At 57.9% G+C, this 23,033-nt stretch carries 20 protein-coding genes; 17 read left to right on the top strand and 3 right to left on the bottom strand.

Annotated elements, in window-relative coordinates; genetic code table 11:
- Positions 1–37: 37 nt before the first annotated feature.
- The 15 genes from truA to cobA all read left to right on the top strand — a co-directional run bounded on the left by truA (position 38) and on the right by cobA (position 16,972).
- A complete protein-coding gene (truA, locus tag ACP86_RS21540) occupies positions 38–946 on the top strand; it encodes a tRNA pseudouridine(38-40) synthase TruA (RefSeq protein WP_053115369.1) in 909 nt (302 codons plus the stop codon).
- Positions 943–1,572 carry a phosphoribosylanthranilate isomerase gene (locus tag ACP86_RS21535; RefSeq protein ID WP_053115368.1) on the top strand — a complete coding sequence of 210 codons (630 nt, stop codon included), beginning with the start codon at positions 943–945 and terminating at the stop codon, positions 1,570–1,572. Before truA ends, ACP86_RS21535 begins: the two co-directional genes overlap by 4 nt.
- Entirely contained in the window at positions 1,565–2,773 is a 1,209-nt protein-coding gene (gene trpB, locus ACP86_RS21530; RefSeq protein WP_373274847.1) for a tryptophan synthase subunit beta, read from the top strand. Before ACP86_RS21535 ends, trpB begins: the two co-directional genes overlap by 8 nt.
- Before the next feature lie 19 nt (positions 2,774–2,792).
- Positions 2,793–3,605 (top strand): tryptophan synthase subunit alpha, encoded by an 813-nt coding sequence (gene trpA, locus ACP86_RS21525; RefSeq protein WP_008171746.1) that lies wholly within the window; start codon positions 2,793–2,795, stop codon positions 3,603–3,605.
- Positions 3,606–3,651: 46 nt separating this feature from the next.
- Positions 3,652–4,578 carry an acetyl-CoA carboxylase, carboxyltransferase subunit beta gene (gene accD, locus ACP86_RS21520; protein WP_008171745.1) on the top strand — a complete coding sequence of 309 codons (927 nt, stop codon included), beginning with the start codon at positions 3,652–3,654 and terminating at the stop codon, positions 4,576–4,578.
- Entirely contained in the window at positions 4,562–5,884 is a 1,323-nt protein-coding gene (folC, locus tag ACP86_RS21515) for a bifunctional tetrahydrofolate synthase/dihydrofolate synthase (RefSeq protein WP_053115367.1), read from the top strand. Before accD ends, folC begins: the two co-directional genes overlap by 17 nt.
- A gap of 123 nt (positions 5,885–6,007) precedes the next feature.
- Positions 6,008–6,679, top strand: coding sequence for an SPOR domain-containing protein (locus ACP86_RS21510; RefSeq protein ID WP_014577183.1), 672 nt, complete (start codon positions 6,008–6,010; stop codon positions 6,677–6,679).
- Positions 6,680–6,770: 91 nt separating this feature from the next.
- Complete coding sequence (locus tag ACP86_RS21505; RefSeq protein WP_008171742.1) at positions 6,771–7,340, top strand: CvpA family protein; 570 nt, start codon at positions 6,771–6,773, stop codon at positions 7,338–7,340.
- Positions 7,341–7,374: 34 nt separating this feature from the next.
- Entirely contained in the window at positions 7,375–8,901 is a 1,527-nt protein-coding gene (gene purF, locus ACP86_RS21500) for an amidophosphoribosyltransferase (protein ID WP_014577182.1), read from the top strand.
- Between the two features lie 26 nt (positions 8,902–8,927).
- A complete protein-coding gene (locus tag ACP86_RS21495) occupies positions 8,928–10,169 on the top strand; it encodes an O-succinylhomoserine sulfhydrylase (protein WP_053115366.1) in 1,242 nt (413 codons plus the stop codon).
- 6 nt (positions 10,170–10,175) lie between these two features.
- A complete protein-coding gene (locus ACP86_RS23565; protein WP_053115365.1) occupies positions 10,176–12,758 on the top strand; it encodes a DNA translocase FtsK in 2,583 nt (860 codons plus the stop codon).
- Between the two features lie 12 nt (positions 12,759–12,770).
- Entirely contained in the window at positions 12,771–13,418 is a 648-nt protein-coding gene (lolA, locus tag ACP86_RS21485; RefSeq protein ID WP_008171735.1) for an outer membrane lipoprotein chaperone LolA, read from the top strand.
- Positions 13,418–14,755 (top strand): replication-associated recombination protein A, encoded by a 1,338-nt coding sequence (locus ACP86_RS21480; protein WP_053115364.1) that lies wholly within the window; start codon positions 13,418–13,420, stop codon positions 14,753–14,755. The genes lolA and ACP86_RS21480 overlap by 1 nt, the downstream gene beginning before the upstream one ends.
- Before the next feature lie 88 nt (positions 14,756–14,843).
- A complete protein-coding gene (gene serS / locus ACP86_RS21475) occupies positions 14,844–16,118 on the top strand; it encodes a serine--tRNA ligase (RefSeq protein WP_008171730.1) in 1,275 nt (424 codons plus the stop codon).
- On the top strand, positions 16,115–16,972 hold the full coding sequence (gene cobA, locus ACP86_RS21470) for a uroporphyrinogen-III C-methyltransferase (protein WP_008171728.1): 858 nt from the start codon (positions 16,115–16,117) through the stop codon (positions 16,970–16,972). Before serS ends, cobA begins: the two co-directional genes overlap by 4 nt.
- Positions 16,973–16,999: 27 nt before the next feature.
- On the opposite strand, the gene ACP86_RS21465 is transcribed toward cobA, so the two are convergent.
- Positions 17,000–18,076 (bottom strand): 3-deoxy-7-phosphoheptulonate synthase, encoded by a 1,077-nt coding sequence (locus tag ACP86_RS21465; RefSeq protein WP_008171726.1) that lies wholly within the window; start codon positions 18,074–18,076, stop codon positions 17,000–17,002.
- 175 nt (positions 18,077–18,251) lie between these two features.
- Here ACP86_RS21465 and ACP86_RS21460 point away from each other — a divergent pair, with 175 nt between their 5' ends.
- Positions 18,252–20,075 (top strand): DUF1631 family protein, encoded by a 1,824-nt coding sequence (locus tag ACP86_RS21460; RefSeq protein WP_053115363.1) that lies wholly within the window; start codon positions 18,252–18,254, stop codon positions 20,073–20,075.
- Positions 20,076–20,100: 25 nt separating this feature from the next.
- Positions 20,101–20,505, top strand: a complete 405-nt coding sequence (locus ACP86_RS21455) for a PilZ domain-containing protein (protein ID WP_008171722.1) — start codon at positions 20,101–20,103, stop codon at positions 20,503–20,505.
- Positions 20,506–20,576: 71 nt separating this feature from the next.
- Here the strand turns inward: ACP86_RS21455 and ACP86_RS21450 are convergent, their stop codons facing one another.
- Positions 20,577–21,362 (bottom strand): enoyl-ACP reductase, encoded by a 786-nt coding sequence (locus ACP86_RS21450; protein WP_008171720.1) that lies wholly within the window; start codon positions 21,360–21,362, stop codon positions 20,577–20,579.
- Between the two features lie 65 nt (positions 21,363–21,427).
- A complete protein-coding gene (locus tag ACP86_RS21445; protein ID WP_008171718.1) occupies positions 21,428–23,032 on the bottom strand; it encodes an ABC transporter ATP-binding protein in 1,605 nt (534 codons plus the stop codon).
- Position 23,033: the final 1 nt, after the last annotated feature.

The following is a 23,033-nucleotide window of genomic DNA, read 5'->3' as shown; positions in this document are numbered from 1 at the left end:
CTTTGTCTTTATAGAACCATTCTCTTCGGATTCGCACTTGTTTCTCGAGACTCAGCAGCTCTCCACCGATAACGCCGTAGGCGCGGGCCGCGTCGCACTTGCCTTCGAATATGATGGGCGTGGGTTTCACGGCTGGCAGCTCCAGAAATCCGGTGTTCGATCGGTGGAAGCAGAACTGACGGCAGCGGTGGCAAAGGTTGCGAACCATGCAGTTGATCTGGTGTGTGCGGGCCGTACCGATGCCGGGGTGCACGCTAGCTATCAAATCGCTCATTTCGACACTCCGTCTGTCCGTAACCTGCGCTCCTGGGTTATGGGTATAAACACGGCGCTGCCCGATGACATTTCCGTGCACTGGGCCGGAAACGGAGTCGGTGATTTCCACGCTCGATTTTCCGCGACCTATCGGCGTTACCGTTACATCATCTATAACCATCCAGTGCGTCCGGGTATACAGCGGGGCCAGGTAAGCTGGACCTTCCGCCCACTGGACGCAGATCGCATGCACAAGGCCGCGCAGGCATTGGCCGGAGAACATGATTTTTCCTCTTTCCGTGCGGCCGGGTGCCAGTCTCGAACACCGATTCGGTTTCTGGAGCGTATTTCGGTAACCCGGAAGCGGGATTTTGTCGTAATAGACGTTCAGGCCAATGCGTTTTTGCACCACATGGTCCGGAATATCGCCGGCGCCCTGATGGCGGTTGGTTCGGGAAAGCAGCGACCGGAGTGGATTCATGAGATACTGGTCGCCAGAGATCGGACAGCTGCAGGTGTAACCGCGCCTCCCCATGGTCTGTATCTGGTCGATGTGGGGTACCCGGACGAATTCGGGATTCCCGATGTCGAATGCGGCCCGGGCTTTCTGCGGCCCTGGTTCACTCGGGAAGAGAACAGTCCGTTCACCCCAACACACATCCATGTCAAACAGCGGGTTCCGAGCCAATGAGCGCAAGGGTCAAAATTTGCGGCCTTACCCGTCCCGAGGATATTGACGGGGCTGTTCAATTCGGCGCCGACGCCCTGGGTCTGGTTTTTTATGAACCGAGTCCCCGTTCCGTTTCTCTGGAGCTGGCCGCCGAACTGGCAAAGCGTGTTCCGGCGTTCATGTCGGTGGTCGGATTATTTGTTAATCCATCCAGGCAGGAAGTCGAGGCGGTTCTCGAGCGGGTGCCACTGGATTTGCTGCAGTTTCATGGCGACGAATCGGCGGATTTCTGTGCCAGTTTTGGTCGACGCTGGATCAAGGCCATCCGGGTCCGAAAGGCAGGGCAGATTGAAGCCGCCTTCGAGGAGTTTCACAACGCTTCCGGCCTGCTGGTCGATGCCTGGGATCCAGACCGGTACGGAGGCACAGGAAAATCGTTTAACTGGGATCTGATCCCTGACTACCGGCCGCTTCCGATCATATTGGCCGGGGGTTTGTCATCTGATAACGTATTTGCCGCTGTGAAACAGGTGAAACCCTGGGCTGTAGATGTCAGTGGCGGTGTTGAACAGGGCAAAGGCATCAAGGATATCCAGAAAATTTCTCATTTTATTAAAGAGGTTCACCGTGTCTGTAAAACTGACTGAAGAAATGCTGAGCGCACTGCCGGACGCGCGGGGTCACTTCGGGGCCTTTGGTGGGCGATTTGTTTCCGAGACTCTGATGGATTCCCTGATGACGCTCGAGAAAGAATACGCCCGCCTGAAGAAGGATCCGGAATTCCAGGCGCGGTTCGACAAGGAACTGGCGGACTATGTTGGCCGGCCAACCCCGCTGTATTTCGCCGAGCGTCTCAGCCGTGAAACCGGCGGCGCCCAGATCTGGCTCAAGCGTGAAGATCTTTGTCACACCGGTGCCCATAAGGTGAACAACACGATCGGCCAGGCGCTGCTTGCCAGTTTCCTCGGTAAAAAGCGGATCATTGCCGAAACCGGTGCGGGTCAGCACGGTGTTGCCACTGCCACTGTTTGCGCGCGTCTGGGTCTTGAATGCCATGTGTTCATGGGCGCGGAGGATGTCCAGCGACAGTCTCTGAACGTGTTCCGGATGAAGCTTCTGGGCGCGACGGTACATGCCGTTCAGGGTGGCACCAAAACCCTAAAGGATGCCATGAACGATGCGATGCGTGACTGGGTGGCTCACGTGGACGACACTTTCTATATCATTGGTACCGTTGCGGGGCCGCATCCATATCCGCTGCTGGTCCGGGATTTCCAGTCGGTAATCGGTCGGGAAACCCGTCGTCAGGCGCTGGAGAAAACCGGCAAGTTGCCGGATGCCCTGGTCGCTTGTGTGGGTGGTGGTTCCAACGCCATTGGCATGTTCTATCCGTTCCTTTCTGACGAATCGGTACAGCTTTACGGTGTCGAGGCTGGCGGCCTGGGCATTGATACTGGCAAACACGCGGCACCACTCTGTGCCGGTCGTCCTGGCGTGCTTCACGGTAACCGCACCTACCTGATGGAGGACGAAAATGGCCAGATCGCAGGTACGCATTCGGTGAGTGCCGGCCTGGACTATCCAGGGGTGGGTCCAGAGCACAGCTGGTTGAAGGACATTGGCCGTGCCAATTATGTGTCCGTTACCGATGACGAAGCGATGGAAGGGTTCCGGAAATTGACCCGCGTCGAGGGCATTATGCCCGCGCTGGAAACGGCTCACGCTGTCGCTTATGCCATCAAACTGGCGGCGACCATGGACAAAGACCAGACCGTTGTCATTAACGTTTCCGGGCGTGGCGACAAGGACATTAACACGGTTGCCAAGCTTGAAGGCATCGAGATCTGAAGAATTAACAGGAGCAGGCATGAGCCGAATTGAAGGGGTCCTCAAGGCCCTGAAAGGACAAGGTCGTAAGGCACTTATTCCCTATATTACTGCCGGTGACCCGCATCCCGATGTCACGGTAGATCTGATGCACACGCTGGTTGAGGCGGGGGCAGATATTATCGAGCTGGGGGTGCCGTTCTCTGACCCCATGGCAGACGGCCCGGTAATCCAGCTTGCCTGTGAGCGGGCCCTGGTGCACGGTACCTCGCTGAGGCAGGTGATTGCCATGGTCAAGGAGTTCCGGAAGTCAGACGACGCAACTCCGGTGGTTTTGATGGGCTACCTGAACCCGATGGAAGCCATGGGCTACGAGCGTTTTGCGGATGCTGCCAAGGATGCTGGCGTCGACGGCATTCTGACCGTTGACTTGCCACCGGAAGAGGCCGACGAGGTTGCTCCGCTGTTCACCCAGCGAAATCTCGACGCCATCTTCCTGCTTTCACCAACCACGACCGATGACCGGATCCGGGCAATCAGTGAGCACTCCTCCGGTTATGTGTACTATGTTTCTATCAAGGGTGTGACGGGATCGGCCACCATCAACGTGGAAGAGGTAGCTGCCAAGGTGAATCATATTCACGAACTGACAGCTCTCCCGGTGGGTGTTGGTTTCGGTATTCGTGATGCGGAAACTGCCGCGGCGGTCGGTCGGGTATCCGATGGTGTAATTGTTGGCAGCGTCCTGGTCGATACAATAGCCAGAAATCAGGCAGATACCGACCAGCTCAAGCGGGCATTGACGGATCTGCTCCACCCGATGCGTGAAGCACTGGACAGTCTCGCCTCCTGAATGAAGGGGAGGAGGGCAAACAGGCGTCAAAGGACAGGATGAGACCATGAGTAACTGGCTGGACAAGATAATGCCGAGCAAGATTCGCTCGGAGTCGAAACAGAGAACGGGCGTTCCGGAGGGGTTGTGGAAGAAATGCCCCAAATGCGGTGCCTTTCTCTACAAGCCGGAACTTGAGAAAAACCTGGATGTTTGCCCCAAATGCAACCACCACCTGAGGGTGACTGCACGTCGGCGCCTCGAAATTTTTCTTGATCCAGAGGGTCGTGAAGAAGTTGCCGCTGAGCTTGAGCCTTGGGACCGATTGAAGTTCAAGGATAGTAAGCGGTACAAAGATCGTTTGTCCCAGGCGCAGAAAGCCACTGGGGAAAAGGATGCCCTCGTAGCAATGAAAGGCACGACGCTCGGGGTTCCTTTAGTTGCCTGCGCGTTCGAATTTGGATTCCTTGGTGGCTCTATGGGGCAAGTGGTCGGGGAGAAGTTTGTCCAGGCCGCAAATGTTGCTCTCAAGGAGCGTATCCCGTTGGTCTGCTTCTCAGCCAGCGGCGGCGCCCGCATGCAGGAAGCGATCCTGTCGTTGATGCAGATGTCGAAGACAGCCGCTGTGCTTGAGAGGATGAAAGTTGAGGGTATTCCCTATATCTCTGTGATGACGGACCCTGTCTTCGGTGGCGTGTCCGCCAGTCTGGCCATGCTGGGGGATCTCAACATTGCAGAGCCAAACGCATTGATCGGCTTCGCCGGCCCCCGGGTTATCGAACAGACGGTTCGTGAAAAACTGCCGGAAGGTTTCCAGCGTAGTGAGTTCCTGCTTGAGCACGGCGCGATTGACATGATTCTCCATCGCCACCAGATGCGCGAACGCATTGCTCATGTGCTGGCCAAGTTTACCGGCCAGGAGCGCCCGGGAACCGAAGACCCGATCGAGTTTGAAGTCTCGGAGAAGCCCGAAACCGATGCCCCTGCCGAGTAACCCTGCAGACCAGCCCCCGGCATCGCCGGGGGCTGGTGCCACCGTCGATCAGTGGCTTACCTACCTGGAAGCGATACACCCTACAGAGATTGATCTTGGCCTGGACCGGGTCCTCGTGGTCCTGCGGCGGTTGTTCCGACGAAAGCCGTCCGCCCGGATCATCACTGTGGCTGGCACTAACGGCAAAGGCAGCGCGGTTGCTACTGTTGAGGCGCTTTTGCGCGCGGCTGGCCGCCGGACTGGCGCCTACACCTCGCCCCATCTACAACGCTATAACGAACGTGTGCGTCTTAATGGTGAGGATATCTCCGACGACGCGCTTGTCAGCGCATTCGAAGCCGTCGAAGAAGCACGCGGCAATGTCTCTCTTACCTATTTCGAATTCGGAACCCTTGCCGCTTTCGTGGCCTTTGCCGGTGCGGGCCTCGACGACTGGGTGCTGGAGGTTGGCCTGGGTGGGCGGCTGGATGCTGTCAATGTCCTGGACGCGGATTTTGCCATCCTGACATCGGTGGACATCGATCATGTTGCCTTCCTTGGCGACAATCGCGAAGTCATCGGGTTTGAAAAGGCCGGTGTCCTTAGGCCGGGCATCCCCTCGGTCTATGCCGATTCCGATCCGCCACGTTCGGTGCTCCAGCAGGCCACTGCGCAGAAAGTCGAACTGGCTCTGCTGGGGCGTGATTATGAGCTAGTGACTGAGCAGCAAGCAGGCGATGATGCTCCGGCGGTAGAGCTTCGCCATAAAGGCCGGGCGATTCGTCTGCCCGCCGGTCCATTGCCGATCAAAAGCGTGGCAGCCGCCGTGGTTGCCATACGCGAGCTTGAACCGAACCTGCCGGTACCAGTCATTGAGCAGGTGCTTTCAGGTCTGAGTGTACCCGGGCGTTTCGAGCGTGTTGGTTCCGCACCGGATATCTTCCTGGATGTTGGCCATAACCCTCATGCTGCCGGTTGGTTGTCTGGTCAGCTGAGTCAACTAAAATCCCCGGGCAGACGGGTGCATGGTGTTTATGGCGCCCTGGCGGACAAAGACGTGGCAGGTGTGGGCAGAGCCATGGTTGATGTGGTCGATGCCTGGTATCTGGCCGGTCTCAAGGTACCAAGAGGCCTGTCCGGTCAAGACCTGCAAGCAAGACTGTCCGATTCAGGGATCCAGGCGACGGCTTTCGAATCCGTGCGGGAGGCGTTAGTTTCAGCATTGGCCGTGGCTGACCCGAACGATCTTGTGGTTGTGTTCGGTTCTTTCTTCACGGTCGCTGAAGGACGCGAGATTCTGCTCGCTGGCAAGGTAGCCGGAAGCTAGGCAGGCCGCCTTAAACTTTGTCCATGGCCGTGCCTGACACTTTGAGTTCCGCTTGCCGGCCAGTTAGTATCTGCGCATGGGTGCCCGTCGGGGCGCAGTCATAACAGTTTGGAGCCTAGCAACGTGGATGGACTGAAACAGAGAATAATCGGGGCGCTGGTACTTGTTTCCCTGGCGGTTATCTTTGTTCCCATGCTTTTTGATGAGCCCCATTCCGAGCGCACGTCCACAACCATCAAGATTCCGGAAGAGCCGCCTTTCCCTGAAGTGGAAGCGCCCGAATCGGAATTGGCGCCGGCGCCGTCTTACGGTCTTGAGTCCAGCGATAGCGGCTTGGCAGCACCCTCAAGCGCGCAAGAAGCAGGGGATTCCCCGGGTTATCGTATCCTCGAAGAGGCGCCTGGCCAGGATGAGATGCAGGACGTAACCGATTCGTCCGATGCTGCCCAGCCCGAGAGCGGCAACGCTCAGGAATCCGCCAATGAGCCGGCTCAGACATCTGAACAGACCTCGGAGAATGCTGCCACAGAAGCTGCAGAGTATGAGCGGTCGCTGGATGGCGCCTGGGTGGTGCAGTTGGGCAGCTTTGGCAATGCCGACAACGCCCGACGCTTGAGAGATCAGGTCCGGGAAAAGGGCTATGGCTCGCATCTTCAGGAGGTTGTCCGCGGCGACACAACGCTGACAAGGGTCTTCAGCGGGCCCTTTGCGTCAAAAACCGAGGCCGAATCCGCCAAAAGGGCTCTGGACGATGCCTTTGGTCTTAACAGTCTGGTGACCTCCGGCGAAAAATAACGCCCGGGGTCCGGTTTATGTGTGTCTTGCGGTTTGGCGAACCGGGGTTTCCTGATAGAATTCGCGCTTCCTTTTCTCCACCGGGTTTTCAATGGAAGCGCTGATCTGGATTGACTGGGTCATTATCGCCCTGATTACAGTTTCCACCCTCATCAGTCTGAAACGGGGTTTTGTACGGGAAGCCCTCTCGCTGGTGACCTGGGTGGGCGCGTTTATCCTGGCCAGAACCTTCCACCCCCAGATGCAGTCCCTGCTGGAGAGCACGGTTGAAACACCGCTTGTCCGGCTGATTGCTGCTTTTGCCATACTTTTCTTTGGAACGCTCATCGTCGGTGCCATCATCAACAACATGATCGGTCATCTGATTCGAGCTACCGGCTTGTCGGCCACCGATCGGGTGCTTGGAATGGGTTTTGGCCTTTTGCGGGGCGTGGTGGTGGTGATCGTTGCGATTGCATTTACCCGTTACACACCGCTGGCCCAGGATACCTGGTGGCGAACCTCGATCATTATCGATCGCCTGGCGGTGGTTGAAGACTGGTCCAGACGGACCCTGGGCGATGAATTTGCGCGCTTTCTTGGGCCTGCGCCTGAAAACGCGCCGGAACCGGATTCCGTTACAGAGCAGGAAGGCGTGGAACCCGCGTCCGTGTCCCGCTAACATTCAGTTTTAACACTCGGAGATACACTTATCCATGTGTGGCATTGTCGGCATCGTCAGTACTTCCAACGTCAATCAGTCGCTCTATGATGCGCTGACTGTACTTCAGCACCGGGGCCAGGACGCGGCGGGCATTGTGACATTTCAGGATGAACGGTTTTTCCTCCGCAAGGACAATGGCCTGGTACGGGATGTTTTCCATACCCGTCATATGCGTCGTCTGGTGGGCAACGTGGGTATAGGCCACGTGCGCTATCCGACTGCTGGCAGTTCCAGCTCCGCCGAAGCCCAGCCGTTCTATGTGAACAGCCCGTATGGCATTACCCTGGCTCACAACGGCAACCTGACCAATGCTGATGATCTCAGCAAGGACCTGTTCCGGACCGATCTGCGCCACATCAACACGAACTCCGACTCGGAAGTGCTGTTGAACGTGTTCGCCCATGAATTGCAGAAGCTTGGCAAGCTGGACCCGACCAAGGATGAGATCTTTTCTGCGGTCAGCGCGGTTCATAAACGCTGCCGGGGTGCCTACGCCGTCATTGCAATGATTACCGGCTATGGCATTGTTGGCTTCCGGGACCCGAATGGTATCCGGCCTGCCTGCTACGGCGAACGCACCGACGAGAATGGCCGCAAGGAATACATGATTGCCTCTGAAAGCGTTGCCCTGAACGCAGCGGGCTACACCCTCGTGCGCGATATTGCCCCGGGCGAGGCGGTCTATATCGAAACTGACGGTACCCTATACACCCGCCAGTGCGCCGAGCAGCCGCATCTGTACCCGTGCATTTTCGAACATGTGTATTTCGCCCGGCCTGACTCCATCATAGACAAGGTGTCCGTTTACAAGGCTCGCCTGCGCATGGGCGAAACCCTCGCGGAGAAAGTGCTCCGCGAGACACCGGATCACGATATCGACGTTGTCATGCCGATTCCGGACACCAGCCGAACGTCGGCCATGCAGATGGCGCATCGTCTCGGGGTGAAATTCCGGGAAGGCTTTATCAAAAACCGCTACATCGGCCGGACATTTATCATGCCGGGCCAGAAAATGCGCAAGAAATCGGTCCGACAGAAGCTTAACCCGATCGATCTGGAGTTTCGTGGCAAAAACGTGATGCTGGTGGATGATTCCATCGTTCGCGGTACCACCTGCAAGGAAATCGTCCAGATGGCTCGGGATGCCGGTGCCCGTAAGGTCTATTTTGCGTCTGCGGCGCCTCCAGTTCGCTACCCGAACGTGTATGGTATCGACATGCCCTCCGCCAGTGAGCTGATTGCCCACGGGCGCACCGTAGAGCAAATCCGGGAACTGATTGGTGCCGACTGGCTGCTCTATCAGGATCTGGAGGACCTTATAACCTGCGTCAGTGAAGTGAACGATGACATTGAGGGATGGGAGTGCTCGGTATTCACTGGCGATTATGTGACCGGTGATGTCGATGAAGCGTATCTGAGCCGCATTGACGGCTTGCGCAATGACGAAAAGCGATCCGAAAGTGCCGGTGGTGCTGACGGGGACAATGGCATTATCGACTTGCATAACGACGAAGACTGAACGCCGCTTTCAGGCAGGAGATGTAGATGACTTTTCGCCGCGAAGAAACTGTCTGGATCCCGGAGTCCGACCTGGACGGGATGTCCGTGGACACCCTGGCCGTGAGGGCAGGGCAGATCCGCACCGGGCAGCTTGAGCACAGCGACGCGATATTCCCCACGTCCAGCTTCGTTTATGGCAGCGCGGCCCAGGCGGCGGCGCGATTTGGCGGCGAAGAGCCCGGAAACATCTACTCCAGGTTTACCAACCCTACGGTCCAGGCGTTTGAAGGTCGGATCGCGGCCATGGAAGGCGGTGAACGTGCCGTCGCCACCGCATCCGGTATGTCTGCGATCCTGAGCACCTGCATGGCGCTACTGAAGAGCGGCGATCATGTGATCTGCTCCCGGGGTGTGTTCGGCACCACCAACGTGTTGTTCCAGAAATACATGGCACGTTTCGGGGTGGAAACCACGTTTGTCAGTCTGACGGATATGGAAGAGTGGCAGGCTTCGATCCGTTCCGAAACCCGGATGCTGTTTATTGAAACGCCGTCCAATCCGCTCTGCGAAGTGGCCGATATGGAGATCCTGGGGCAACTGGCAAGAGACAACGACGCCCTGTTCGTGGTCGATAACTGCTTCTGCACGCCGGTGCTCCAGCGCCCGCTGGAGCAGGGCGCAGACATCGTGATTCACTCGGCGACCAAATATCTGGATGGTCAGGGTCGCTGCGTGGGAGGCGTCGTGGTCGGATCAGAGAAGATGATGGAAGAGGTCTATGGCTTCCTTCGTTCGGCCGGCCCCACCATGAGCCCCTTCAACGCCTGGGTGTTTCAGAAGGGCCTGGAAACCTTACCAATTCGTATGCGCGCCCACTGTGACAATGCGTTAGAGTTGGCACTGTGGCTGGAGCAACAGCCGGCAGTTGAACGTGTTTTCTATGCCGGGCTCCAGAGTCATCCGCAACATGAACTGGCGAAAAAGCAGCAGACCGGATTTGGTGGTGTGCTGTCGTTCCAGCTCAAGGGTGCGCGGGAGGAGGCATGGCGCTTCATCGATGGCACCCGGATGATCTCCATCACCGCAAACCTCGGTGACGTCAAGACCACGATCACCCACCCGGCCACAACCACTCACGGGCGACTATCCCCGGAGGATAAGGCGCGGGCCGGGATCACGGAGAATCTGATACGGATTTCCGTGGGGATCGAAGCCGTAGGAGACCTGAAAACCGATCTTGAACGCGGCTTTCAGGCGCTTCGGAACGAAAGCACCGATAACGTCTGAGCATTCATGGCCGAATCTGCAAAAGCGAAGAAAGCACCACAGGAACTGACAGAGAAGCAGCAGCGCTTTCGCCGGCTGGCCGCCCAGGGCGCTCGCGAAGGCGCCGTCATCGCGCTTATTGCCCTTTGCATTTACCTTTCCATGGCACTGGTTACCTTTAGCCCGTCAGATCCGGGCTGGGCCAGTATCGGTCATGATACCAGCGTGCAGAATTATGCGGGCCGCACTGGTGCCTGGCTCGCCAGCCTGTTCATGGATTTCTTCGGCCACGTTGCCTATCTGTTCCCGGTCATGATTGCGGGCTACGCGTTGATGCTCATCCGTCGGCGTAACGATTCCCTGGATCTGCACTGGCCACTCTTCATGATGCGCTTCGGTGGCTTCTTGCTGATTCTTCTCTCGGCAACCAGTCTGTTGTCACTGTATTCCGTGTTTGGTCTGGGGGCGTCCTCGGGCGGAGTCCTTGGAACGGCTGTTGCCGACGCTATGGTGCGGTTTTTCAACCTGCCGGCAACAACCCTGCTGCTGATTGCCATTTTCCTGTTCGCGTTAACGGTTACTACCGGTCTCTCCTGGTTCTGGCTGATGGATCAGGTGGGCGGTTTGACTCTCAGAACGGGCCTTGCCATCAAAGGCCTTTTCAAAGGCAAGCCCAAGTCGGAAAAGCCAGAGCCCAAAGCAGAACCGAAAGCTGAGCCACCTGTGGTCAAGGACCGTGTGCCGGCCATGGACAGCAAACGGCAAAAAGCAGATGCCGACAAACCATGCTGGTGGCAACGGATTCCAGGCTTTGGGCCGAAGAAGCCAAAAGCCCCGAAGCCCGAGTCGAAGCCAGAAACCGGTCGAAAAGAGCCCGCGTTGGATGGTCTCTCTGCCGAAGTTGACCCGGAACCTGCAAGGCTCGAAAGCTTCAGTTCACGGGATGAGGCTCCTGTCGCTAACGGGAAACCCGCCAAACCCGAGGCATCTCCTCAGTCTGCCGGACGGTCGCTGAAGATTTCGCCCTTCAAGAAGGACGAACAGCCGACCCAGTCCAAAGACAAGGGCAACAAGCAGCCTTCATTGCTGGAAGATATTGAAAGCCCGATTCCACCGATTTCTCTTCTGGACCCGCCGGAGGAGCATAAGGAAAGAGGCTACTCCGAAGAATCCCTGGAACATATGTCACGGCTGCTAGAGGAAAAGCTGGGGGATTTCGGGGTATCCGTTGAAGTAGTCGAGGTCAATCCCGGCCCGGTCATTACCCGGTTTGAGATCAAGCCGGCTCCAGGTGTGAAGGTCAGCAAGATTTCCAACCTCGCAAAGGACCTGGCCCGCTCACTGGCGGTACTGAGCGTTCGGGTAGTCGAGGTGATTCCTGGAAAGTCTGTGGTCGGTATCGAGATTCCCAACGAAGAACGGGAAATGGTCCGGCTCAGTGAAGTGCTTGGCGCGCGGGTGTTTCAGGAGTCGAACTCACCGCTGACCCTGGCACTGGGTAACGACATTGGCGGCAACCCGATGGTTGCCAATCTCTCCAAAATGCCGCACCTGCTGGTGGCGGGCACCACCGGTTCCGGTAAATCGGTCGGCGTCAATGCCATGCTGCTCAGCATGCTGCTGAAGGCAGGCCCGGAAGAGGTCCGCTTTATCATGGTGGACCCCAAGATGCTTGAACTGAGCATCTACGACGGCATTCCGCACCTGCTGGCGCCGGTGGTCACCGACATGAAGGAGGCGGCCAACGCACTACGCTGGTGTGTCGCTGAAATGGAGCGCCGGTACAAGCTCATGGCCAGCCTCGGGGTCCGTAACCTGGCGGGCTACAACCGCAAGATCAAAGACGCCAGGGCCGCCGGTGAACCATTACTGGACCCGTTCTGGAAGCCGGACGAATACCTTGCCAACGACGAGCAGGAGCGCCCCGAGCTGGACACTCTTCCCTTCATCGTCGTGGTGATTGATGAATTCGCCGACATGATGATGATCGTCGGCAAGAAAGTTGAGGAACTGATTGCCCGGATCGCGCAAAAGGCGCGGGCGGCCGGTATTCACTTGATCCTTGCCACCCAGCGGCCATCGGTGGATGTAATCACCGGCCTGATCAAGGCCAACATTCCGACCCGGATGTCGTTCCAGGTCTCGTCCAAGATCGATTCGCGTACGGTGCTGGATCAGGGTGGTGCCGAGCAGCTCCTGGGGCATGGTGACATGCTTTACCTGCCACCGGGTTCGGGCCTGCCGGTTCGGGTGCATGGGGCTTTTGTGGATGACGACGAAGTCCATCGCGTGGTCAGTGCCTGGAAAGCCCGGGGCGAGCCCGTGTATGTAGACGATGTTCTCAATGGCGCCGAAGGCGAGAGCCTGCCGGGCGTTCCCAACCTCTCGGAAGGAGGCGGGGATAGTGAAGTGGATGCCCTTTACGACGAGGCCGTTGCCTTCGTCACGGAAGGGCGCCGTGTTTCGATTTCCTCGGTACAGCGAAAATTCAAGATCGGGTACAACCGGGCAGCGAACCTGGTTGATGCCATGGAAGCATCCGGCGTGGTAAGCGCCGCAGGCCACAACGGGGCACGTGAAGTTCTGGCTCCGCCGCCACCCAGAGATTAGGAGTAACAAGCAATGGGACGATCTTTTGTGAAATGCCTGGCCACCCTGGTCATGGCGGTGTTTATTGCCGGCCCTCTGAGTGCGAGTGAGGGCAGCGACAGCGCGAACGAGTTGGCCTCGTTGCTGAAGGGCTACGAGTCCTACCAGGCGGATTTTATCCAGATTGTTGTTAACGAGAATGGCAACAAGGTTCAGGAAACCCGTGGCTCCCTGAAGGCCAAGCGCCCCGGGCTGTTCTACTGGGAGACCAGTGCGCCTTTGTCGCAGTTTATTGTCAGTAATGGCGAAACCGTGGAGGTTTACGATCCGGACCTGGAACAGGTCACGATCCACAATCTCGACGATCGAGTGCAATCCACACCCGCGCTTTTACTGAGCGGTGAGGTGGATAATCTGGAGGATACCTACAGGGTGTCCGGTCGCCAGATAGGCGACAACACCCGTGAATTTACTCTGGAGCCAAGAAGCCCGGACTCCCTCTTTACGTCCCTCAGGCTGACGTTCTTCAAGGGTGAGCTCCAGGAGATGCGTATGCAGGATTCCCTGGCACAGCTCAGCGTCCTGAGTTTCGACCGGATCAGGCTGAACGAACCGGTTGAAGCGGGTGCGTTCACCCTCGACTATCCGGAGGGTGTGGATATTATCCGGGACGGGGCCTGATGCAGGACAGTCTGTTCGCGGAATCCGCGGGTTTTCGGCCGCTGGCCGCGAGAATGCGGCCGGCAAGCCTGAATGACTATGTGGGCCAGGCTCATCTGGTCGGGCCCGGCAAACCGCTGCGGCGCGCTGTTGAGCAGGGCCAGCTTCACTCGATGATCCTCTGGGGCCCTCCCGGAGTCGGTAAAACCACCTTCGCCCAACTACTGGCCAATGTCAGCGATCTCAGTTTCGAGACGGTTTCGGCCGTACTGAGCGGTGTGAAAGAGATCCGGGCCGTTGTTGAGCGGGCACGTAATCGCAAGCAGTCACAGGGTCGGGACACTCTGTTGTTCGTGGATGAGGTTCACCGCTTCAACAAAAGCCAGCAGGACGCGTTTCTCCCCCACATTGAAGACGGTACCTTCATCTTCGTAGGTGCGACCACTGAGAATCCCTCTTTTGAGCTGAACAGTGCGTTGCTTTCCAGAACACGTGTCTACGTGCTCAAGAACCTTGAGGAAGAGGACATCCTTCAGCTGCTACGCCGCGCGCTGACAGTTGATGAGGGATTTGGCGGACGCCTGCGAGTTGATGAAGACGTGCTGACCCTGATGGCGGCAGCCTCTGGTGGCGATGCCCGCCGTGCTCTCAATATCCTGGAAGTGGCGGCTGACCTGTCAGAGCCGGATGAGGCCGGCACGGATCGGGTAACGGCGGATCAGCTTGAGCAGGTCATGCAGACCAGCCTCCGCCGGTTCGACAAGGGCGGTGACGTATTCTACGACCAGATCTCAGCGTTGCATAAATCCGTTCGCGGATCAGATCCGGACGGCTCGCTGTATTGGCTGTGCCGGATGCTGGATGGCGGCTGTGATCCTCTTTATGTCGCCCGGCGTCTAGTGCGAATTGCCAGTGAAGACATTGGTAACGCCGATCCCCGTGCTCTGCAACTCAGCATGGAAGCCTGGGACGCTCAGGAGCGGTTGGGATCTCCGGAAGGGGAGCTGGCACTAGCCCAGGCAGTGACCTACCTGGCCATGGCGCCCAAGAGCAATGCGGTTTACAACGCCTTCAACAGGTGCATGGCGGACATCCGCCAGGATCCGGACTACGAAGTCCCGGTGCACCTGCGCAATGCGCCCACCAAGCTGATGAAGAGCATGGGCCATGGGGATACTTATCGGTACGCTCATGATGAACCCGAAGCCTTCGCCGCCGGGGAGTCCTACCTGCCCGAGGCCATTCATGAGCGCCGCTACTACGAGCCCGTAAACCGCGGTCTCGAGATAAAACTGGCTGAAAAACGCCAGCGTCTGGATTCCCGCAACGCCGAAAGCCCCCGCAAACGCTACACCTGAGCCTTTTTTCGGCGGTAGCCACGAGCGCCAGTGCAGGTATAATGGCCAGTCATTCAAAACATCGCTAACCGGAAGATTCAGGATAATCATGCTCGATCCCAAACGTGTCCGCACCCAGACAGAAGAGATCGCCCGTCGGCTGACCATCAAGAATTTCGAATTCGATACCGCCACCTTCGAGCAGCTTGAGGAACGCCGCCGTGCCCTTCAGGTGAGCACGGAAAACCTGCAGAGCGAGCAGAACAAGCGGTCGAAGTCGATCGGCAAGGCCAAGGCTGCCGGCGAGGACATCCAGCCGCTGTTGGACGAGGTGGAAGACCTGAAGAAACAGAAGTCTGAAGCCGAAGACGAGCTCCGCACTCTCCAGGAGGAGCTCAACGCCTTCCTGGCCGGTATCCCGAATCTCCCGGATGAAGATGTACCAGCCGGCGAGAGTGAAGACGATAACGTTCAGATTCGCACCTGGGGCACGCCCAGGAGCTTTGATTTCGAGCCCAGGGACCACGTTGCCCTGGGTGAGAGTCTGAAAGGCCTGGACTTCGAGACCGCGACCCGCCTGGCCCATTCGCGCTTTGCCGTCATGCGTGGCCCGGTGGCACGGCTGCACAGGGCTCTGGCCCAGTTCATGCTGGATCTGCACACACAGGAACATGGCTACCTGGAGACCTACGTACCATATCTGGTTAATGCCGATAGCCTTTACGGAACAGGCCAACTGCCGAAGTTTGAGGAAGACCTGTTCAAAACGGAAGGCGAGCATCCGCTGTACCTGATTCCCACTGCGGAAGTGCCTGCCACCAACCTGGTATCGGATTCTATTCTTGATGCCGCTGAGCTGCCGCTGCAGATGGTTTGCCACACGCCATGCTTCCGCAGTGAAGCGGGTTCTTACGGCCGGGATACTCGCGGCATGATCCGTCAGCACCAGTTCGACAAAGTGGAGCTGGTACAGGTGGTTCGTCCGGAGGATTCAGATGCCGCGCTGGAAGCCCTGACTGGCCATGCCGAAAAGGTGCTGCAGTTGCTGGAGCTGCCTTACCGCGTGGTTGCACTCTGTGGAGGCGACATGGGCTTTTCGGCGGCCAAGACCTATGACCTGGAAGTCTGGCTGCCGGGGCAGGACAAGTTCCGTGAAATCTCTTCCTGCTCCAATACCCGTGATTTCCAGGCACGCCGCATGCATGCCCGTTGGCGTAACCCGGAAACCGGAAAGCCCGAACCCGTCCACACCCTGAACGGTTCGGGGCTTGCCGTTGGTCGTGCACTGATTGCGGTCATGGAGAATTACCAGCAGGCTGACGGCAGCATTGTGGTTCCGGAGGTTCTCAAGCCGTATATGGGAGGCGTCGACAGAATCCAATGAGTGATCAGCCAGATAACGCACCAGGGAAGGGCGTTGGTGCAACCCCTGCACCAGTAAGGTACAGGGTTAATCCGGTAACTTCGAACCCGAACACATCCGCGGGTGAGGTTGCCCTGGTCGGGGCCGGGCCAGGAGACCCTGAACTGCTGACACTCAAGGCCTGGAGGTTGATTACTTCTGCCGAGGTCGTGCTCTACGATCGTCTGGTTTCCCCGGAAATACTGGCCATGATCCCGGACACCGCCGAGATGGTTCACGTTGGCAAGCAGCGGGCCAACCACACCTTGCCCCAGGATCAGATCAATCAGCGACTGGTGGATCTGGCCAGACAGGGGCGAAAAGTGGTTCGTCTCAAGGGTGGTGATCCGTTTATCTTCGGTCGCGGTGGCGAAGAGATTGAAACCCTCGCCGATGCCGGCGTCCGATTTCAGGTTGTGCCGGGTATAACCGCCGCGTCCGGCTGCGCGGCCTATGCCGGAATCCCACTCACCCATCGGGATTATGCCCAGTCAGTCCGGTTCGTGACCGGCCATCTGAAGAATGATACCTGCGATCTACCCTGGAAGGACTTTGTCCAGAACAACCAGACCCTGGTGTTCTACATGGGGCTGGTTGGCCTGCCGATTATCTGCCGGCAGTTGGTCGCCCACGGTATGTCCCAGGAAATGCCCGTGGCGTTGGTCTCGAAGGGGACAACGAGGGATCAGCGCGTGGTTACAGGGAATCTCTGCAACATCGTTGAAAGAGTAGAGGCGGAAGCGGTCCAGCCGCCAACACTGGTTATTATCGGCCAAGTAGTCGCGCTGAGAGAAAGGCTGGACTGGATAGGTGGGGTTATGACAACGGGGAGCTGAGGCTCCCCGTTTTATATCATGCTTTGATCAGCCGATCTTGCGCTTGGGCAAGACATCCTTCAACTTATCGCGCATATCCCGAATGGCCTTTTCGGTGGTTGGCCAGTCGATACAGGCATCGGTCACCGATACGCCGTACTTGAGATCTGCCAGATTCTCGGGAATGGACTGGTTACCCCAGTTGATGTTGCTCTCCACCATCAGGCTCTGGATCGAGGTATTGCCTTCCAGGATCTGGTGGGTCACATCCTGCATGACCAGCGGCTGAATGGCCGGGTCCTTGCTGGAGTTGGCATGGCTGCAGTCAATCATCATCGACTTGCGCAAGCCTGCTTTATCCAGCGCCTGTTCGCACAGGGCGACGCTCACGGAATCGTAGTTGGGTTTGCCACCGCCGCCACGAAGAACAACGTGGCCGTAGTTATTGCCTTTGGTGCGGATAATCGCCACCTGTCCCTGCTGGTCGATGCCCAGGAAGCTGTGGGGGTGAGACACGGATTTCATGGCGTTCACCGCAACGTCCAGGCTGCCGTCGGTTCCGTTCTTGAAACCGATCGCCATGGACAGGCCGCTGCTCATCTCGCGGTGAGTCTGCGACTCGGTAGTACGGGCGCCGATGGCGGACCAGGCAATGGTGTCCTGCAGGTACTGCGGGGAGATCGGATCCAGCGCTTCGGTGGCTGCGGGCAGGCCAAGCTCGTTGATATCCAGCAGCAGACGACGACCGATGTGAAGGCCCTGCTCAATATCAAAGGTGTCGTTCAGGTGCGGATCGTTGATGAGGCCTTTCCAGCCAACTGTTGTGCGAGGCTTCTCGAAATAGACACGCATAACGATCAGCAGCGTGTCGCTGACTTCATCGGCAAGCTTCTTCAGGCGCGCGGCGTAATCTCTCGCAGCTTCAACATCGTGAATGGAGCAGGGGCCCACCACGACGAATAGCCGGTGGTCCTTGCCATCCATGATGTCATAGATCGCCTGGCGGCCCTTTGAGACGGTTTCTGCGGCCTTGTCGGAGAGCGGCATCTCCTTCTTCAGCGCTTCAGGAGTGATCAGTGCTTCCTGGCTCGCCACATTCAGATTCTCTAGTTTGTTGCCCGACATGTTGTTCTGCTTCCCCGATTCTGATCGTTGCAGCCCTGGTGGACGATAGAATATGCCAACAGGGCTGCAGATTAACGCGAATAGCGCCGGTGCACGGTTGCGGTAAACCCCGGCGAGTTGGTTATACTGCGTTATTTACAGGGCCTTTTCAACGCTTCTTAAGTACGGGGAACGGATGTCGCAAAACAGGCAGAGACCGAAGGATGTGCCTTCCGTTGCAGCGGTTTCAGGCAAGATTGACGATGTCCTGGCCGGCATTCGTGTTCCTGACCTTCCATACCCGGCTGGCAAGCTCGAACCAGACGCCGTCAGCGACTGGCGCCCACTGCTGGTTTCCTGCTGGTCCGAACAGCGTGACGAACGGGTTACCCATGTTATCCGATCTGTTCATCTGGAGTGGTCAGCCCGACAGGTGAACGCCGCCTATGTGGCTGACCGCATCATGGACGTGTTCCTGAAGACGAGCGGCCTGCATCCGAGCCTCGCCCGCCGGGTGGCAAGGCTGCGCTTCTATCTTGCCTGGCGCATGAATCTGGAGGGCAAGAAAGCCTTCAGCAAGGCGCTACTGGAGTGGCTGGACAGCCTTCAGGAGTGGCGCGGCTGGAGTGATTCCGGAGGCCGTTCCGCCAAGGTTCTGATGGATCAGCTGGATTCGCTGGTTATCGCCGTTTCCGCGAGTTTTGAATCCGGCAAGACGGAGCCGGTTAACGAATTCTGTCATCGCTGGCAGGAAGACGCCGGGAAGAGGAATGCCCAGGTTGGAAAGCTCCGCCAACGGCTGCTGGAAACCGAGCAGGGCGCTGCAAAGCAGCGCAAGGCAGAGCAGTCTTCCCGGGCATTAATCGGTCGGGCTCTCCAGGGGCGCAAGCTGCCGCTTCCGATCGTCCGCTTTATACTTGATCACTGGCAGGGTCTGCTGAAACAGTCGATCTGGGATTCCGGTCTCGACGGAGAGAACCTGCGACATGGCAGCAAGTTGCTGGAATGGCTGGTCTGGATTGGTGATCCGTCGCTTTCCGACAAGGACCGTAATCGGCTCTATCACGTGGGCGAACAGATCGGTGATCGGATCCTTGATGTCTGGAAACGGGTTTTTAATGAATCACTGCCTGCGGAGTCCCTGTCCGGGATCGAATCCGCTATGGTTTCCAGGCTGAGAGGGGAGGCGCCGGATCTTGTGGAGGCTCTGCCGGCGGCGGGGAGCTTCCACTGGGACAGCACCTGGCTCAGCTTCGAAGTGCCCGCGGCAGAAGCTTTTGAACCGTATGAGGGGCAATGGTTTGTCGAGGGCGAGGGTGTCGGAGAGCAGCGCCGTTACTTCTATGCGTTCTTGCCGGAATCGGCAGAAATCCTCTGGACGAACGGCGCCGGCGTGAAACTGGGGCTGCAGACCTGGGGCGAGTTTCAGAGGGCCCTTGAGCAGGAGCAGATCCGGCCATTGCCGCAGCTCACGCCGTTCGGAACGGTGCTGGCAGAAACCGTGGAACTGCTTGCCCGTGTCTGCGAGAAGCAGCGTCGGCAGAGGGAGCAGGCGGCGGAAGCTGCCAGGCTGCGCGCAGAGGAATTGAGGCGGGAAAAAGAAGTCGCGGAAGAACGGCGAAGGGCGGAGGAAGCGGAACGTGAAGCCGAGCTTGAGCGCCAGCGGCAAGCCGATGAAGAGCAACGACTCGCCGATGAACAGGCTGAAAAGGAACGGATCCGGAAGGAAAGGACGCTGCTGGCCGAGAAACAGGTGGATGCTATCAAGCTTGGTGGCTGGATTGTCGTTGAACCCGATGAAACGTCTGATGAACCTGCCCGTCTGAAACTGGCCGTGCGCATCAATGCGTCGAGAAAGCTCGTGTTTGTGGACCGTCTGGGCCTGAACAGGCGTGAATTTCTCGAGGACGCCCTGGTTGAAAGGATTGTCGAAGGACGGATCCGGGTTCTGGGAACCTCCGCGGAATTCGACGACACCCTTAGCAGGGTAGTCGGGCGGATTCGCGTTGGCCGCAACTGATATTGCCGAAGCAGGAAAAACAATAATGACAGATAATGACTATAGCTTTGGAACCCGGAATGAGCCGCCCGTTGATCAGGACAATCGGGCAGATTACCGTCTTACGGCGCGAGCCAGGGCAATACTCGAGCTTGAGTCCGGCTTGCCGGAAGAAACCGGAGCCGAGGAGCGGGACCTTGTCTGCGGTATTCGTGATATTTCGGCCAGTGGCCTTTGCCTGACAGCTGACGAACCCCTTTCCCTGGGGGCCCTGCTGCCGGCGAGCGTATTTCTTGGTAACCATGCCCAGCCTTTCGGTCTGATGGTCGAAGTGGTCTGGTGTCGACCCAACGAGTCGAGCTTTCTGGTGGGGGCGCGAATCATTGAGTCTGACGAAACCGCATACGTCGAGTGGGTGGAGGCCGTGGCCTCGGCGATGGCCCAGGATTGACTCTTGTCCGTGCAATCCAACGAAAAGAGCCGGCATAACGCCGGCTCTTTTACGTTCGGGGAGGGTGAGACTTACTCTTCAAGTTCACCCATTCCGGTAATGTTGAAGCCGCCGTCCACGTACATGATCTCGCCGGTAATACCGGAGGACATATCAGAGCCGAGGAATGCAGCAGCATTACCCACTTCGTCGATGGTGACGTTTCGCCGCAGCGGCGCACGCCTGGCATTTTCGGCCAGCATCTTACGGAAGCTCTTGATGCCAGAGGCGGCCAGGGTCTTGATCGGACCCGCGGAAATGCCATTCACACGAATGCCGTCCCGGCCCAGGCTGGCGGCCATGTAGCGAACATTGGCTTCCAGGGAAGCCTTGGCCAAGCCCATCACATTGTAGTTCTGCAGAACCTTCTCAGCGCCCAGGTAGCTCAGGGTAATCAGCGAGCTGCCTTCATGCATCATGCCGCGGGCACCCTTGGCCAGCGCGACAAAGCTGTAGGAGCTGATATCGTGGGCAATGCGGAAGCCATCACGGGTGGTCACGTCGACGTAGTTGCCGTCCAGCTCGTGTCCAGGCGCATAGCCGACAGCATGCACAATGATGTCGATGTTGTCCCAGTGCTTGCCCAGCTCTTTGAAGACGTTTTCAATTTCTTCGTCGCTTGCGACATCGCAGGGGAAAGTCAGCTTGCTTCCCCACTGTTCGGCGAACTTCTCAACCCGTGGCTGAAGTTTTTCATTCTGGTAGGTAAACGCCAGTTCGGCACCCTCGCGGGCGAAGGCCTCGGCGATACCGTAAGCAATGGACAGTTTGCTGGCTACGCCAACGATCAGTGCTTTCTTGCCACTGAGGATTCCCATGGGTCGTTCTCCCTGTGTTCCTGATTTGCGAGCATTATCCCTGAGTGCTCTGGTCGGGGTAACGCTCAAATAGTCGTAGTTGGTTTCTGGTAAAAGAACGCGGCGTTCAGCAGTTCACGGGTGTACTCCGCCTGCGGTGCATCGAAAATCCTGGCCGCGTCACCATATTCCACGATCCGGCCATGCTGCAGCACCAGCAGCTTATGGCTCAGGGCGCGCACCACAGCCAGGTCATGGCTGATAAAGATATAGCTTAGACCATAACGGGTCTGGATAGCCCTCAACAGTTCAATGACCTGCTTCTGCACGGTGCGGTCCAGGGCGGATGTGGGTTCGTCCAGAATGATCAGGTCGGGCTGCAGCACCAGAGCCCGGGCGATGGCAATGCGTTGGCGCTGGCCGCCAGAGAATTCGTGTGGATAACGATGCCGTGCCTCCGGATCAAGGCCAACGTCGGTGAGCGCGCGAATCACTTTGCTGTCGTGTTCGGCTGCGTTTTCCGCGTCGTGGATCTCCAGCCCTTCGCGGACAATTTCGGCAATGGACATTCTGGGACTGAGGCTGCCAAACGGATCCTGAAAGACAATCTGCACGCGCCTTCGCCAGGGCCTGAAATCCTTCTGGTTAAGAAACGCCAGCTCCTCGCCCGCGAGGCGGATACTTCCGGTACTGGCGGTAAGCTTCAGCAGCGCATGGCCGATGGTGGTTTTGCCGCTGCCACTTTCCCCGACGATTCCGAGCGTTTCGCCGCGATTGAGCTGGAAATCGGCGCCCTGCACAGCGTGAAAGGATTCCTTCACCTTGCCCAAAAGGCTCTTTCGTATCGGGAAACGCACGTCCAGTCGCTCAACAGCCAGCAACGGTTCTGCACGTTTATCGAGGGGTAGGGGCGCCTCCGGGGGCTCGGCATCCAGAAGCTTTCGTGTATAGGGGTGTTGTGGGCTGGCAAACAGGGCATCGGTATCGGCCTCTTCCACGAGTTTGCCATGTTCCATGACGGCCACCCGGTCGGCGTACCGGCGAACGATGGTCAGGTCATGGGTAATCAGAAGAATGGCCATACCCAGTTTCTTCTGAAGGTCCCTGAGCAATTCGAGAACCTGTTTCTGGACGGTTACATCCAATGCCGTCGTGGGTTCGTCCGCGATAAGGAGATCGGGTTCATTGGCCAGTGCCATGGCGATCATCACCCGCTGTTTTTGCCCCCCCGACAACTGGTGGGGATAAGCGCCAAGCTTGCTTTCCGGGTTCTGTATCCCCACGAGTTGTAGCAGTTCCAGGCAGCGCTGTTTTGCCTGTGGCCCGCGCATTCCCTTGTGCAGTTCCAGGGTTTCGCCAATCTGCTTTTCCACGGTATGTAGCGGGTTAAGGGATGTCATGGGCTCCTGGAATATCATCCCTATCTCCCGGCCGCGGATCTGGCGCATGCGCTTCTCGGTGGCGGGCAGAAGATCTTCATCGCGGTACCGGATCTGCCCGCTGGGGTAGCTGGTGTGCCGCGCATCAAGGAGGCGAAGAATTGACAGTGCCGAAATGGATTTTCCGGAGCCGCTTTCGCCCACCAGTGCGAGGGTCTCGCCTTCACGGATTGCCAGTGACAGGGATTCGACGGCTGGAAGCCCGTGATCAAAACAGATGGAAAGATCGGAAATCTGAAGTAACTGGCTCATA

This window comes from Marinobacter sp. CP1 (assembly GCF_001266795.1).
Classification (GTDB): domain Bacteria; phylum Pseudomonadota; class Gammaproteobacteria; order Pseudomonadales; family Oleiphilaceae; genus Marinobacter; species Marinobacter flavimaris.
The sequence above is the reverse complement of the archived record's forward strand: the minus strand, read 5'-3'. Positions and strand labels throughout refer to the sequence as shown.

Bases quoted from the DNA above. Each gene is read 5' to 3' on its own strand.
- cobA (WP_008171728.1), top strand. From the start codon at position 16,115: ATGAGTGATCAGCCAGATAACGCACCAGGGAAGGGCGTTGGTGCAACC.
- ACP86_RS21495 (WP_053115366.1), top strand. From the start codon at position 8,928: ATGACTTTTCGCCGCGAAGAAACTGTCTGGATCCCGGAGTCCGACCTG.
- ACP86_RS21460 (WP_053115363.1), top strand. From the start codon at position 18,252: ATGTCGCAAAACAGGCAGAGACCGAAGGATGTGCCTTCCGTTGCAGCG.
- lolA (WP_008171735.1), top strand. From the start codon at position 12,771: ATGGGACGATCTTTTGTGAAATGCCTGGCCACCCTGGTCATGGCGGTG.
- ACP86_RS23565 (WP_053115365.1), top strand. From the start codon at position 10,176: ATGGCCGAATCTGCAAAAGCGAAGAAAGCACCACAGGAACTGACAGAG.
- ACP86_RS21445 (WP_008171718.1), bottom strand. From the start codon at position 23,032: ATGAGCCAGTTACTTCAGATTTCCGATCTTTCCATCTGTTTTGATCAC.
- trpA (WP_008171746.1), top strand. From the start codon at position 2,793: ATGAGCCGAATTGAAGGGGTCCTCAAGGCCCTGAAAGGACAAGGTCGT.
- ACP86_RS21455 (WP_008171722.1), top strand. From the start codon at position 20,101: ATGACAGATAATGACTATAGCTTTGGAACCCGGAATGAGCCGCCCGTT.
- ACP86_RS21505 (WP_008171742.1), top strand. From the start codon at position 6,771: ATGGAAGCGCTGATCTGGATTGACTGGGTCATTATCGCCCTGATTACA.
- folC (WP_053115367.1), top strand. From the start codon at position 4,562: ATGCCCCTGCCGAGTAACCCTGCAGACCAGCCCCCGGCATCGCCGGGG.
- purF (WP_014577182.1), top strand. From the start codon at position 7,375: ATGTGTGGCATTGTCGGCATCGTCAGTACTTCCAACGTCAATCAGTCG.
- ACP86_RS21465 (WP_008171726.1), bottom strand. From the start codon at position 18,076: ATGTCGGGCAACAAACTAGAGAATCTGAATGTGGCGAGCCAGGAAGCA.
- accD (WP_008171745.1), top strand. From the start codon at position 3,652: ATGAGTAACTGGCTGGACAAGATAATGCCGAGCAAGATTCGCTCGGAG.
- serS (WP_008171730.1), top strand. From the start codon at position 14,844: ATGCTCGATCCCAAACGTGTCCGCACCCAGACAGAAGAGATCGCCCGT.
- ACP86_RS21535 (WP_053115368.1), top strand. From the start codon at position 943: ATGAGCGCAAGGGTCAAAATTTGCGGCCTTACCCGTCCCGAGGATATT.
- ACP86_RS21480 (WP_053115364.1), top strand. From the start codon at position 13,418: ATGCAGGACAGTCTGTTCGCGGAATCCGCGGGTTTTCGGCCGCTGGCC.
- ACP86_RS21450 (WP_008171720.1), bottom strand. From the start codon at position 21,362: ATGGGAATCCTCAGTGGCAAGAAAGCACTGATCGTTGGCGTAGCCAGC.